9 protein-coding genes are annotated in these 13,450 nt (G+C 70.4%); 2 read left to right on the plus strand and 7 right to left on the minus strand.

Annotation, left to right across the window (positions count from 1 at the left end; genetic code table 11):
- The 5 genes from treY to glmS form a co-directional block, all read right to left on the minus strand.
- On the minus strand, nt 1-2,370 hold the full coding sequence (treY, locus tag D9R02_RS01650) for a malto-oligosyltrehalose synthase (protein ID WP_102613075.1): 2,370 nt from the start codon (nt 2,368-2,370) through the stop codon (nt 1-3).
- Between the two features lie 318 nt (nt 2,371-2,688).
- Nucleotides 2,689-4,887 (minus strand): glycogen debranching protein GlgX, encoded by a 2,199-nt coding sequence (gene glgX / locus D9R02_RS01655; protein WP_059281419.1) that lies wholly within the window; start codon nt 4,885-4,887, stop codon nt 2,689-2,691.
- 84 nt (nt 4,888-4,971) lie between these two features.
- Nucleotides 4,972-6,636, minus strand: coding sequence for a bifunctional ADP-dependent NAD(P)H-hydrate dehydratase/NAD(P)H-hydrate epimerase (locus D9R02_RS01660; RefSeq protein ID WP_121566201.1), 1,665 nt, complete (start codon nt 6,634-6,636; stop codon nt 4,972-4,974).
- Complete coding sequence (locus D9R02_RS01665) at nt 6,629-7,000, minus strand: holo-ACP synthase (protein ID WP_070636804.1); 372 nt, start codon at nt 6,998-7,000, stop codon at nt 6,629-6,631. The genes D9R02_RS01660 and D9R02_RS01665 overlap by 8 nt, the downstream gene beginning before the upstream one ends.
- A 363-nt stretch (nt 7,001-7,363) precedes the next feature.
- The gene (gene glmS / locus D9R02_RS01670; RefSeq protein ID WP_059281416.1) at nt 7,364-9,247 is read right to left on the minus strand and encodes a glutamine--fructose-6-phosphate transaminase (isomerizing); all 1,884 of its coding nucleotides are present in this window, start codon (nt 9,245-9,247) and stop codon (nt 7,364-7,366) included.
- 74 nt (nt 9,248-9,321) lie between these two features.
- Here glmS and coaA point away from each other — a divergent pair, with 74 nt between their 5' ends.
- Together coaA and mscL are read left to right on the plus strand one after the other, a co-directional pair.
- Nucleotides 9,322-10,278 (plus strand): type I pantothenate kinase, encoded by a 957-nt coding sequence (coaA, locus tag D9R02_RS01675; protein WP_047978958.1) that lies wholly within the window; start codon nt 9,322-9,324, stop codon nt 10,276-10,278.
- 112 nt (nt 10,279-10,390) lie between these two features.
- Nucleotides 10,391-10,825, plus strand: a complete 435-nt coding sequence (mscL, locus tag D9R02_RS01680) for a large conductance mechanosensitive channel protein MscL (RefSeq protein WP_019309624.1) — start codon at nt 10,391-10,393, stop codon at nt 10,823-10,825.
- Between the two features lie 87 nt (nt 10,826-10,912).
- Here the strand turns inward: mscL and glmM are convergent, their stop codons facing one another.
- Together glmM and ppk2 are read right to left on the minus strand one after the other, a co-directional pair.
- Nucleotides 10,913-12,268, minus strand: a complete 1,356-nt coding sequence (glmM, locus tag D9R02_RS01685) for a phosphoglucosamine mutase (protein ID WP_019309625.1) — start codon at nt 12,266-12,268, stop codon at nt 10,913-10,915.
- Nucleotides 12,269-12,313: 45 nt separating this feature from the next.
- The gene (gene ppk2 / locus D9R02_RS01690) at nt 12,314-13,354 is read right to left on the minus strand and encodes a polyphosphate kinase 2 (RefSeq protein WP_019309626.1); all 1,041 of its coding nucleotides are present in this window, start codon (nt 13,352-13,354) and stop codon (nt 12,314-12,316) included.
- Nucleotides 13,355-13,450: the final 96 nt, after the last annotated feature.

Genomic DNA, 13,450 nt, shown 5'->3' on the forward strand with positions numbered 1-13,450 from the left:
TCAGCTGTCCTTCCGGCGCAGGATCGCCACGGGGTAGGTGTCGAGGAGTTCGGCAAGGGCCACGGGCGCATCCTGGGCGGCCGTGAACTCGCGGTGTGTCAGGACGTCCTGCCACGTGCCGGGGGCCAGGGCCACGGTCTCGTCCGTGAAACCGCCCTCGGCGGCGAGCGTGGCGGGGAAGCGGGTGACCACGGTGGCCGCGCCGCCGCGGTCGAAGCCCAGGGCGTGCCCCGCGAGCGCACCCGTGGTCTCCAGAGGGGTGTAGTCCCCGAACAGCTCGGGGTGCTCGCGGCGCAGCCGCAGGGCGCGGGAGGTCAGCAGCATCCGGGCCGCCCCGGTCTCGTCCACCGCGGGGGTGGCCGCGGCGGAACCCGGCGCGGCGGCGTCGAGCTCGCAGAGCATGGCGTCGCGCGCGGTGAAGTCCACGGGGCGGCGGTTGTCCGGGTCCACGAGGGAGGGTTCCCACAGCTCCTGTCCCTGGTAGACGTCCGGGACACCCGGCAGGGTCAGCTGCAGGGCGGTGGCGGCCAGGGCGTTCGCCCAGCCCGGCTCGCTCACCCGGGCCACGCAGCCCTCCACGACGCCGCGGGCGCGCGGGTTCGTGAACAGGAAGTCGATGAAGCGGGTCAGCTCCCGCTCGAAGTCCTCGTCCCCGTCCACCCACGCGGTGGACACGGACGCCTCGCGCACGGCCTTCATCGCATAGTCGACGGCGCGGTCCCGCTCCAGGGGCCACGCACCCACCACGGCCTGCAGCACGAGGTTCACGGCGGGGCCGTCCGTGAGCGAGATCCCGGCGTCCTCCGCGCGGCCCACGAGCGTGGAGACGGTCTCGGCCCACACGCGCGGCAGCTCGGAGAGCACCGTGATCCGCGCGCGGACCGAAGCGGAGCGCTTGGTGTCGTGGGTCGTCAGCGCGTTCATGGTGGCCGGGGACTCCCGCTGGCGCCGCGCGGCCTCGGTGTGGAACTGCTCCGGGGTCAGGGAGAAGACCGAGGGGTCGCCGCCCACCTCCGTGAGGGACGTGAGCTGGGTCCAGCGGTAGAACGCGGTGTCCTCCACGCCCTTGGCCATGATCATTCCGGAGGTCTGCTGGAACCGCCGGGCCACCTCCGCCAGGTCCGCCTCCCGGGTGGCATCAGCGCCCAGGACGCGGGCGAGGTCCGTGAGCACGCCGTCGAGGTCCGCGCGCCGCTCCCGTGCCGCGGCCACGGCCTCACGGAGGTGCTCCGCACCCTCGGGCAGGTAGGTGCGGTACACGGGGAAGTTGGCGGCGATCTCCGCCAGCCCGTCGTACGACGCCTCCGCGCCGTGCGGGAAGTCCTCGGGCAGCTCGCGCACCAGTCGGTGGATCTCAGCGGCCAGGCCATGATCCGCCATGCGGCGCTTGGTCTCGTGGATCAGCTCGTCCCAGCGCGCGGGTGTGCCACCGCGCAGCTTCGTGTCCAGCGAGGCGAGCTCGTAGTGGCCCCGGGCATCGGTCAGCACCCGGTCGATCCAGCCCAGGGAGTCGTAGCCCGTGGTGCCCGCCGTGCGCCAGTCCGAGGGCAGGTGCTCCCCCGGTTCCAGGATCTTCTCCACCACGGTCCATGCGCCGTCCGTGACCTCGCCGAGCATCTCCAGGTAGCCACGGGGGTCCCGCACGCCGTCCGGGTGGTCGATCCGCAGCCCGTCCACGAGGCCCTCGCGGAACCAGCGGGCGACCTCCGCGTGGGACTCGTCGAAGACCACCCGGTCCTCCACGCGCACGCCGGCCAGCGTGGCCACGGTGAAGAACCGGCGGTAGTTCAGCTCGGAATCGCCCCTGCGCCAGTTGACCAGCTCGTAGTGCTGGCGCCCGTGCACCTCGGCGGGGTCGTCGCCCTCGGACCAGGTGCCGTCCGCGAGCGGGTAGACGTTCTCGTAGTAGCGCAGCGTGCCGTCCTGGACGGTGAGTGCGGACAGGTCCTCGTCGCCGTCGCCCAGCACCGGGATCAGCACCTTGCCGTGCCCGGCCTCCCAGTCCACGTCGAACGCGTCCGCGTAGCGGCTCTCACGCCCCTCGGCGAGCAGCGACCACCACCACGGGTTCTGCTGCGGCTCGGCCACGCCCTGGTGGTTGGGGACGATGTCCACCACCACGCCCAGGCCCGCGGCGTGCGCGGCCTCGGACAGCGCCGTGAGACCCGCGGAGCCACCGCGCTCGGGGTCCACCTCGGTGGGGTCCACCACGTCGTAGCCGTGGTCGGAGCCGCTCGTGGCCCGCAGGATCGGCGAGAGGTACACCCAGTCCGCCCCGAGGCGCCGGATGTACGGGACAAGCTCCGCCGCGCGGTGGAGGTCCTGCTGGGACGTGATCTGGAGGCGGTACGTGGAAGTGGGAGTCAGCACCCCTCCAGTCTCGCGGAGTGCGCGCGCTCGTGCCAGTCCATCCGCCCAGGGCGAGACTGCCCGGACCAGGAGGCCACGACGTCTTCGGGGGACCCCGCCGCAGCCACCGTGCCGAGGAGGCCGGGGCCGGGGTCCCGGTGCTCGGGATCCCCGGGACGTGGGTCGCCGGCATATGGGGTGTGGCACGCCGTCCCCGGGAGCGAGGCACGCCGGCACCCGGGACGACGAACGCGCCACCCCGCACGGGGTGACGCGTTCGGCACGCTCACTGCCGGTCGCCGCCCGGGGATTCGGAGCGGGCGACGGTCCTGGGCAGAGTCAGGGCAGGTCCGGCGTTTCGGCGTACACCGCCGCCGACGCCGCCACGGACGCGGCCACCGAGGCGTCCGGTTCCTCCTCGGGCTCCTCCCACGCGCGCAGCAGCACGGTGGACTTGCCGTCCATCTGCAGCACGCTGGAGTGCTCCCGCACGTCACCGTCCGAGTGCCGGCCGGCGGTGTCCAGGATCTCCTCCCACTTCAGGCCGTACTCGGCCGGGGGCAGGGTCACGTCCACGGGCTCCGGATTCGAGTTGAAGTACACGATGAAGTTGTCGTCCGTGATCCGGCGGCCACGCATGTCCACGCCCGCGATGCCCTCACCGTTGAGCCACATGCCCACGGCGCGGGCCAGGGGCTCGTCCCAGTCGGCCGGGACCATGGGCGTGCCGTCGGTGTTGAGCCACGCGATGTCCGGCATGGCATCGCCCTCGCCCAGCTCCCCCATGTCCACGGGGCGGCCGTCGAAGAACTGCGAGCGCCGGAACGTGGGGTGCTCGTGGCGCAGCCGGGTGATGGCGGCCGTGAACTCGATCAGCGGCCCGTCAACCTTCTCCCAGTTGATCCACGTGAGCTCGTTGTCCTGGCAGTACGTGTTGTTGTTGCCCTTCTGGGTGCGCCCCAGCTCGTCCCCGTGCAGCAGCATGGGCGTGCCCTGCGAGAGCATGAGCGTGGCCAGGAAGTTGCGCTGCTGACGGGCGCGCAGAGCCAGCACCTCGGCGTCGTCCGTGGGGCCCTCCTCCCCGCAGTTCCACGAGCGGTTGTGGGACTCGCCGTCGTTGTTGTCCTCGCCGTTGGCCTCGTTGTGCTTCTCGTTGTAGGAGACCAGGTCCCGCAGCGTGAAGCCGTCGTGGGCGGTCACGAAGTTCACCGAGGCGAACGGGCGGCGGCCACTGTTCTCGTAGAGGTCCGCGGAGCCGGTGACGCGGGACGCGAACTCCCCCAGCGTGGCGGGCTCGCCGCGCCAGAAGTCGCGCACGGTGTCCCGGTACTTGCCGTTCCACTCGGTCCACTGCGGCGGGAAGTTGCCCACCTGGTAGCCGCCGGGACCGATGTCCCAGGGCTCCGCGATGAGCTTGACCTGCGAGACGATCGGGTCCTGCTGCACGAGCTCGAAGAACGTGGAGAGCTTGTCCACGTCGTAGAACTCCCGCGCGAGCGTGGCCGCGAGGTCGAAGCGGAAGCCGTCCACGTGCATCTCGGTGACCCAGTAGCGCAGCGAGTCCATGATGAGCTGCAGCGAGTGCGGGTGGCGCACGTTGAGCGAGTTCCCCGTGCCCGTGTAGTCCATGTAGAACTTGTGGTCGTCGTCCACGGTGCGGTAGTACGCTTTGTTGTCGATGCCCTTCATGGACAGCGTGGGGCCCATGTGGTTGCCCTCGGCCGTGTGGTTGTAGACCACGTCCAGGATGACCTCGATGTCCGCCTGGTGCAGGGCCCGGACCATGGCCTTGAACTCCTGCACCTGGCTGCCCAGGTGGGAGGCGGCGCTGTACTCGTTGTGCGGGGCGAAGAACGCGATGGTGTTGTAGCCCCAGTAGTTGCGCAGGTCCTTCTCCAGCAGCGTGGAGTCCTGCACGAACTGGTGCACGGGCATGAGCTCCACCGCGGTGACGCCCAGCTTCTTGAGGTGGGCGATCACGGACGGGTGGGAGACCCCCGCGTAGGTGCCGCGCTGCTCCTCGGGAACCTCGGGGTGCTGCTCCGTGAGCCCCTTGACGTGCGCCTCGTAGATCACGGACTTGTGGTACGGCGTGTGGGGGGTGCGGTCGCCCTCCCAGTCGAAGAACGGGTTGATCACCACGGCCTTCATCATGTGCGGTGCGGAGTCCTGGTGGTTCTCGGAGTCCTCGTCGCCGAAGTTGTAGGAGAACAGGGACTCGTCCCAGTCGATCCCGCCCTCCACGGCCTTGGCGTAGGGGTCCAGCAGCAGCTTGTCGGGGTTGCAGCGCAGCCCCTGGGCGGGGTCCCACGGGCCGTGCACGCGGTAGCCGTAGCGCTGGCCGGGCTGGACCGCCGGGAGGTAGCAGTGCCACACGTAGCTGTCCACGGCGGTGACCTCAACGCGGGTCTCCGTGCCGTCCTCGTCGAACAGGCACAGCTCCACGCGGTCCGCGACCTCGGAGAAGATCGCGAAATTGGTCCCCGTGCCGTCGAACGTGGCGCCCAGTGGATACGGGTGTCCGGGCCAAACTTCCATGTGGTTCTCCTCAAGGTGTGGTGGGGCCGAGTGCGGGTCCCCCGCCCTCGGCCAACCTCCCACCTTAGTCGCTCCGGGGCCTGCTCAGGGACGCGTGAGGACCGTGCGCACACTCTCGGCGAGCACGGACGGGGGCACGGGGCCCTCCCCGTGGGCACGCGAGGCGAGCGCGTGCAGGCCGGCTCCGAGCGCCGCGGCCGTGGCCCACCGGCCGTCCCCGCACGCCCACGGGCCCAGACCCGCCAGGGCATCCGGGTGCTCGGCCACGTGGGCGAGCACGGTGCCCAGGATTCCCGCGAGCGTGTCCCCGGACCCGGCGGTCGCGAGCCACGGGCTGGCCCCGCCCACGCTGAGGCACAGGCACTCAGAATCCTCCGGGGATCCCGTGGCACCCACCGGTGAGGCGATCACCGTGGTGGCGCCCTTGAGCAGCACGGTGGCCCCGGTCACGCGGGCGGCCTCCCTGGCCCAGCGCAGAGGGTTCGCCTCGATGGCCGTGCGCTCGACCCCCGACTCGCACAGCCCGAAGCCGTGCAGCCACTCGAAGATCTGGGACAGCTCCCCCGCGTGCGGGGTGAGGATCTTGTGCGGGCCCAGCCGGGCGTCCGCGACCGAGCGGGCGGCGGCGTCGAGCGCCCCGGCGTCCAGCACGGCGGGCTCCGCGGCCTCGATCACGGCCTCGACACGGGCCGCCTGGGCCTCGTCCCCCACCACGCCGGGGCCCGCGAGCCATGCCTGGACGTGCACGTCCCACGGCTGGTCGTCGGAGCACACGACCTCGGGGCTGCGGGCGAGCACCATGGCGCGCGCCGTGGAGTCCCCCAGGAAGCGGACCATGCCCGCGCCGGCGTTCACCGCGGCCTGGGTGCACATGATGGCCGCGCCCGGATAGCTCGGCGCGCCGGCCACGACGCCCAGCACCCCGCGCGTGTACTTGGTGTCGGTGGCCCCGGGCCGCGGCCACGCGGCGAGGACGTCGCGGGCCTCGAGCCGGTGCACCGCCGCAGAGCCCAGCTGGTCCTCGATGCCGATCGGCACCACCGTGAGTGATCCGGCGGCCTGTTCGCCCGGGGAGACCACGTGCCCGGTCTTCGCGCCCCCGAACGTCACGGTGGCGTCCGCACCCAGCACGGGCTCCGGCGTCTCACCGGTGTCCGCCGAGACGCCCGAGACGATGTCGCACGCCACCACCCGGGGACCGCTGCGCTCCCCGCGCGCGTCCGCGTCCCGTTGCTCCTCGAACGCTCGCACCAGGTCTGCGACCGGTCCGCGGAGTCCGCCGCTCGCGCCGGTGCCGAGAACCGCGTCCAGCACGAGGTCCACCGAGTGCAGCAGGGCCGCCGCTTCGGTCACGCGGAGGGGATCCGCCGCCTCCGTGCCTCCGATTGGTTCGGCCCTGCCCTGCGGGTCGTCCCCGACCAGCCGCATGACGACGCCGCCCGCCCGGGTGAAGGCCGCCAGTCCCGCCTCGTGAGCGCGCGAGCCCGTGAGCACGGCCACCACCGACACCCCGCGACGACGCAGGAACGTCCCCGCCCACAGTCCGTCCCCGCCGTTGTTGCCGGTGCCCACGAGCACCACGACCCTGCGTCCCGCGAGTGTGCCCCGGCGGGTGTGCCCGCGCAGCTGCTGCTCGCACTCGCGCGCCAGGCCCAGCGCCGCGCGGCGCATCAGCTCGTCCCCCCACCCCTCGTCCAGCAGCGGCTGCTCCGCCGCGCGGACGGCGGCGCCGGAAAATCCGTCAATCATGGTTCGTCCCTCCCTGCCCCTCCGCCACGACGAACGCCACGGCCATGCCGCCGTCGTGGGAGATGCTCACGTGCCAGGTCCGCACACCGCGTGCGCGCTGCTCCCGTTCCACGGTGCCCGTGGTGTGCAGCCGGGGCGCTCCGTGGGGGTCGTTGGTGACCCAGCAGTCCTGCCAGATCATGCCGGGCGGCGCGTTCAGCGCCTTGGCCGCGGCCTCCTTGACGGCGAACCTCGCCGCGAGGGACCGCGGGGCGAGCTCCCGCTCGTGCGGCACGAACAGCCGTTCCCGCAAGCGGGGAGTGCGCTCGAGCTGCCGCTCGAAGCGCGCGATGTCCACGATGTCCACGCCGGTGCCCACGATCATGCCGCCAGCCTAGCGGCGCGCTCCGACCCCCTGAAGGTGCTGCACGTGGCCGTGCCAGACCCGCGGGGGCGGCCCCGCCGGCGGTGCGGGTGCGGCGACGTCCGGGGCTGCCGGGCCCGGCTCGCTCGGGCGGCCCGCCCCCGCTCGGTGGCCGCGCGGCGTCGTCGTGCCGGGACCCCGGCGGCCGCTCCACGCCCCCCGTCCTTCGACCTGCCGCCCTCAGCACGCCGCGTCCTGGCCCCCGGAACTCTGGAGGCCGCCCGGCCGTGGAGCGCGGGCCCGCGGCCACCGCCCGGAAACGACGACGGCGGGTGGCGCCCCCGTGAAGGGGCACCACCCGCCGTGCGCTGGAACCTGGTGCGGCTACTCGACCGTGACGGACTTGGCCAGGTTGCGCGGCTGGTCCACGTCGTAGCCCTTGGCTCCCGCGAGCTCGCACGCGAAGATCTGCAGGGGCACCGTGGCCACGAGCGGCTGCATGAGCGTGGGGGCCTCGGGGACGTAGAACACGTGGTTGGCGAACTCGCGCACGGCCTCGTCACCCTCCTCGGCGATCACGATGGTCTCGGCGCCGCGGGCGCGGATCTCCTGGATGTTGGAGACCACCTTGGCGTGCAGCGAGTCCCGCCCGTTCGGCGAGGGAACGATCACGATGACGGGCTGGCCCTGGTCGATCAGGGCGATGGGCCCGTGCTTGAGCTCACCCGCGGCAAAGCCCTCCGCGTGGATGTAGGCGATCTCCTTGAGCTTGAGGGCGCCCTCCATGGCCACAGGGAAGCCCACGTGGCGCCCCAGGAACAGCACGGACTCGGCGTCCTTCATGCTCGTGGCGAGCTCCTTGACCTGCGGCTCCACCTCGTCCAGCACCCGCTGGATCTTCCCCGGCATGGCCTCCAGCTCGGACAGCAGCGTGGCGATCTCGTCCTTGAACTTGTTGCCCCGCAGCTGTGCGAGGTACAGGCCCAGCAGGTAGGCGGCCGTGATCTGGGCCAGGAATGCCTTGGTGGAGGCCACGGCGATCTCGGGGCCGGCGTGCGTGTAGAGCACGGCGTCGGCCTCACGCGGGATCGTGGAGCCGTTGGTGTTGCAGATGGCCACTACCTTGGCGCCCTGCTCCTGCGCGTGGCGCACCGCCATGAGGGTGTCCATGGTCTCCCCGGACTGGGACACGGCGACCACCAGGGTCTTCTCGTTCACGATCGGGTCGCGGTAGCGGAACTCGTGGGCCAGCTCCACCTCGGTGGGGATCCGGCACCAGTGCTCGATGGCGTAGCGCGCCACCTGGCCGGCGTAGGCCGCCGTGCCGCACGCGATCACCACGATCTTGTCGATCGAGCGCAGCAGGGACTCGTCGATCTTGATCTCGTCCAGCGTGAGACGGCCGTTCTCGTCCAGGCGCCCGAGGAGGGTGTCCGCCACGGCGGAGGGCTGGTCGTGGATCTCCTTCTCCATGAAGGAGGGGTAGCCGTCCTTCTCGGCGGCGGCGGCGTCCCACTCGATGTCGAAGGGCTTGCCCTCGGCGGGGTTGCCGTGGAAGTCGACGATCGCGTAGTCCTCGGCGGTGATGGTGACGATCTGGTCCTGGCCCATCTCCACCGCACGCTTGGTGTAGTCGATGAAGCCGGAGACGTCCGAGCCCAGGAAGTTCTCGTGCTCGCCCAGGCCGATCACGAGCGGGGAGTTGCGGCGGGCCGCGACCACGCGGTCCGGGACGTCCGCGTGGACGGCCAGCAGGGTGAAGGCACCCTCCAGCCGACGGCAGGTGTCCTGCATGGCGACCGTGAGGTCCTTGTGCTCGGGGTCCTGCGCGTCGTAGGTGCGGGCCAGCAGCACGGCGGCCACCTCGGTGTCCGTCTCGGACACGAAGGTCTCGCCCTGGGCGGCCAGCTCGCGCTTGATCTCGCTGAAGTTCTCGATGATGCCGTTGTGGATCATGGCGAGCTTGCCGCCGTCCACCACGTGGGGGTGCGCGTTGACGTCCGAGGGGCCGCCGTGGGTGGCCCACCGGGTGTGCCCGATCCCGATCGTGGACTCGGGCAGAGGATCCGCCTCGAGCTCGCCGATCAGGTTGCTGAGCTTGCCCGCCTTCTTGCGGTACTCCACGTCGTGATCCGCGATCACGGCGACCCCGGCGGAGTCGTACCCGCGGTACTCGAGGCGGCGGAGCCCCTCGAGAATGACGTCCAGTGCGCCGTGCGACCGACCGTCAACGCCCTTTGAGCCCACATATCCCACAATTCCACACATGAAGATGCATTCTACCGGAAACGCCATCCCGCATGTGCGTGGCACCACGGCCTCGGGCCTACACTGGTCCGAGCATGAGCACCCAGCCCACCACCCAGCGCGTCTCTCCCTTCGTGGAGCTGGACCGACAGACGTGGTCCAGACTCTCGCACGAGATCGACGTCCCCCTCACCGCGCAGGAGATCGAGAACCTGCGCGGTCTCGGCGACCGCCTGGACGTGGACGAGGTGCGGGAGGTCTACCTCCCCCTCTCCCGCCTGCTCACGCTCTACGACATGTCCTCCACGCAGCTCAACGCCGCGACGAACTCGTTCCTGGGTGAGCACCACGCACGAACACCCTTCGTGATCGGGATCGCCGGCTCCGTGGCCGCGGGGAAGTCCACCACCGCCCGCCTGCTGCGCGAGATGCTCTCCCGGTGGCCCTCCACCCCCAACGTGCAGCTGGTCACCACCGACGGCTTCCTCCACCCCAACGCCGAGCTGCGGCGCCGAGGGCTGATGGACCGCAAGGGGTTCCCCGAGTCCTACGACCGGCGAGCGCTGCTGCGTTTCGTGGCCGAGATCAAGTCGGGCGCGGCCGAGGTCCGCGCACCCAAGTACTCCCACGTCACCTACGACATCCTCCCGGACGAGGAGGTGGTGGTGACCCGCCCGGACGTCGTGATCGTGGAGGGCCTCAATGTGCTCGCACCCGCCAAGCTGGAGAGCGGCAACCGCACCGCCCTGGCCCTGAGCGACTTCTTCGACTTCAGCATCTACGTGGACGCCCGCACCAGTGACATCGAGCGCTGGTACGTGGAGCGCTTCCAGGCCCTGCGGTCCTCGGCGTTCGCCGATCCCGACTCCTACTTCCACCGCTACGCGAACCTCACCGACGACGAGGCACGGGACGTGGCCACGGACATCTGGCACCGGATCAACGAGCCCAACCTGGAGCAGAACGTGCGCCCCACCCGGGGGCGGGCCCGCCTGATCCTGTCCAAGGACCACGACCACAAGATCCGACGGGTGCTGCTGCGCAAGAACTGACCGCCTCGCGTCGGAACCCGGTTCACCCGCCCACCGTTGTGCGACCGTGATGGTCACCGCTTGTCACCTATCGATTTCTTCCTTTCCGAAACCTGTGTGTACGCTGAGCGGCATGTTCAATGGTTTCAAGGAATTCATCATGAAGGGCAACGTGATGGATCTCGCCGTTGCCGTCATCATCGGCGCGGCCTTCTCCCAGATCGTCAACGCCCTCGTGGAGAGCGTGCTCATGCCCGCCATCTCCGCCCTCGTCGGGTCCCCCAACTTCGACGACTTCGCCGTGGTCACGCTCAACGGCAACGACCTCAAGTTCGGTGTGCTGCTCACCGCCGTCGTCAACTTCCTGCTCATCGCCGCCGCAGTGTACTTCTGCATCGTGATGCCCATGAACAAGATGATCGAGCGCCGCAACCGCCGTCTGGGCATCGAGCCCGCCGCGGAACCGGCCGATCCCAACACCGTGCTGCTCACCGAGATCCGCGACGCCCTGGCTGCCAAGCCCGGCACCGCGGGCACCGAGGGCCGCCACTCCGGTCCCGCCGTCTGACCCACCCGTCCCTTCTGAGAACGAGGGCCCCGCATCCGTGACGGATGCGGGGCCCTCGTTCATCTCGGCACACGCCGTGCGGGGCGCTCAGCCCTGGAGGCTCAGGTGCTCCTCGACCACGGCCACCAGCTGCTCCGCCTCGCGCTGGGCGTCGTCGTGGGTGGCGGCCTCCACCATCACCCGGACCACAGGCTCGGTGCCGGACGGACGCAGCAGAACACGCCCCTCCGCCCCGAGCCGCTCCTCGGTGCGGGCCACGGCCTCGAGGACCGGCTCACTGGTCTTGGCCGCGGCCTTGTCCACGTTCTTCACGTTGATCATCACCTGCGGCATCCGCGTCATGGTGGTGGCGAGCTCCTGCAGCGGCATGCCCGTCTGCGCCACGCGGGAGGCCAGCATGAGCCCCGTGAGCAGACCGTCACCCGTGGTGGCGTAGTCCGCCATGATCACGTGGCCGGACTGCTCGCCACCCAGGTTGTAGCCGTTGGCCACCATGGACTCCAGGACGTACCTGTCCCCCACCGAGGCCCGCACCAGGGTGATCCCGGCCTCGTCCAGGGCCAGCTGCAGACCCAGGTTGCTCATGACCGTGGCCACCAGCGTGTCCTGGTTCAGCCGCCCGGCCTCCTTCATGGCAATCGCCAGGATGCACATGATCTGGTCGCCGTCCACCTCCGTGCCCGTGTGGTCCACCGCGAGGCAGCGGTCGGCGTCGCCGTCGTGCGCGATGCCGAGGTCCGCCCCGAGTTCACGAACCGCCTGCTTCAGCGGACCGAGGTGGGTGGAACCCACACCGTCGTTGATGTTCAGCCCGTCCGGTTCCGCACCGATCACGTGCACCGTGGCGCCCGCGTCGCGGAAGGCGTCCGGGGACGCCCCAGACGCCGCGCCGTGCGCGCAGTCCAGCACGATCGAGAGCCCGTCCAGCCGGTGGGGAATGGCTCCCACCAGGTGCAGGATGTAGCGGTCCTCGGCGTCGGACAGCCGTGTCACGCGGCCCACGTCGGCACCTGTGGGGCGCACGAAGTCCTTGGCCTCGTAGACCTGCTGGATGGTGTCCTCCACGGCATCCGGCAACTTCTTGCCCCCGTGGGCCAGGAACTTGATGCCGTTGTCCGGCGCCGGATTGTGGGACGCGGAGATCATCACACCGAAGTCGGCGTCGATGTCGCCCACAAGGTAGGCCGCAGCCGGGGTGGGCAGCACCCCGGCGTCGTACACGTCCACGCCGGAGCTCGCGAGCCCTGCGGTGACGGCGGCGCCGATGAACTCGCCGCTCGCGCGACCGTCCCGTGCCACCACCGCGGTGGGCCGTCTGCCCTCGGGTGCGTGGCGGTGTCCCAGGACGATTGCCGCGGCCTGCGACAGTTCCATGGCCAGTTCAGCTGTGAGGAGGCCGTTCGCGAGACCGCGGACGCCGTCCGTTCCAAAGATTCTAGACATCGCAGATCATCCTACGGCCATCCGGCCGGTTGCAGCCGCACCCCGTCAGTCCTTCCCGGGGCGAACCACGGGAAAGCCGTCGGGGTTGGTGCCGTTGTCGTCGGTGAAGTCCGTGGCCCCGCCCACGATCTTGGAGTCCACGTCCCCCACGAGCGCGCGGTCCTTGTTGGGGTAGTCGAACTGCGTCAGGACGTGACGCATGGCCTCCAGGCGGGCCCGCTTCTTGTCGTTGGACTTGATCACGGTCCAGGGCGCGTCGCCGGTGTCCGTGTAGAAGAACATGGCTTCTTTCGCCTCGGTGTAGTCGTCCCACTTGTCCAGGGAGGCCACATCCGTGGGCGAGAGCTTCCACTGGCGCACGGGGTCCGTGCGGCGGGACTGGAACCGTGCGAGCTGCTCGGCCCGGGTCACGGAGAACCAGAACTTGATCAGGTGCGTTCCGGAGTTCACGAGCATGCGCTCGAACTCGGGGGCCTGGCGCATGAACTCGTAGTACTCCTGGGAGGTGCAGTAGCCCATGACGCGCTCCACGCCCGCGCGGTTGTACCAGGAGCGGTCCATGAGCACGATCTCCCCACCGGAGGGCAGGTGCTGCACGTAGCGCTGGAAGTACCACTGCGTCTGCTCGATGTCCGTGGGCTTCTCGAGCGCCACCACCCGCGCCCCGCGGGGGTTCAGGTGCTCCGTGAAGCGCTTGATCGCGCCGCCCTTGCCCGCGGCGTCGCGCCCCTCGAAGATGATGAGCAGCTTCTGCCCGGTCTCCTTGATCCAGAGCTGGAGCTTGAGGAGCTCGATCTGCAGCGCGCGCTTGGTGCGCTCGTAGTCCTTGCGGGAGAGCTTTTCGTCGTACGGGTAGCCGATCTTCCAGGCCTGGGAATCCCCCGCGCCGGTCGTCTTGTGGAGCTTCCTGTCCAGCTCGGAGATCTCGTCCAGTTCGGCCGCGTAGTCCTCCACCACCGACACCCGGTGCTGCTCCTTCTTGAGCGCCTCGTCCACCGCGCTGTCCTGCTCGGCGTGCCTCGCCGCCTCGTTCTCTGCCTTCGCGATGATCGCGTTCTCCTGCTGCTGCTCCGGTTGCTTGCTCATGCGGGCCCTCTCGTGACGGTGCGGTGGGAGCGGCGGTGCTCCACTTCACACTTTACGCCCGCGTCACGCGCCGGTTACCCGCGCAACACCGGGCAC

Source organism: Kocuria rhizophila (genome assembly GCF_003667225.1).
Taxonomy (GTDB): domain Bacteria; phylum Actinomycetota; class Actinomycetes; order Actinomycetales; family Micrococcaceae; genus Kocuria; species Kocuria rhizophila.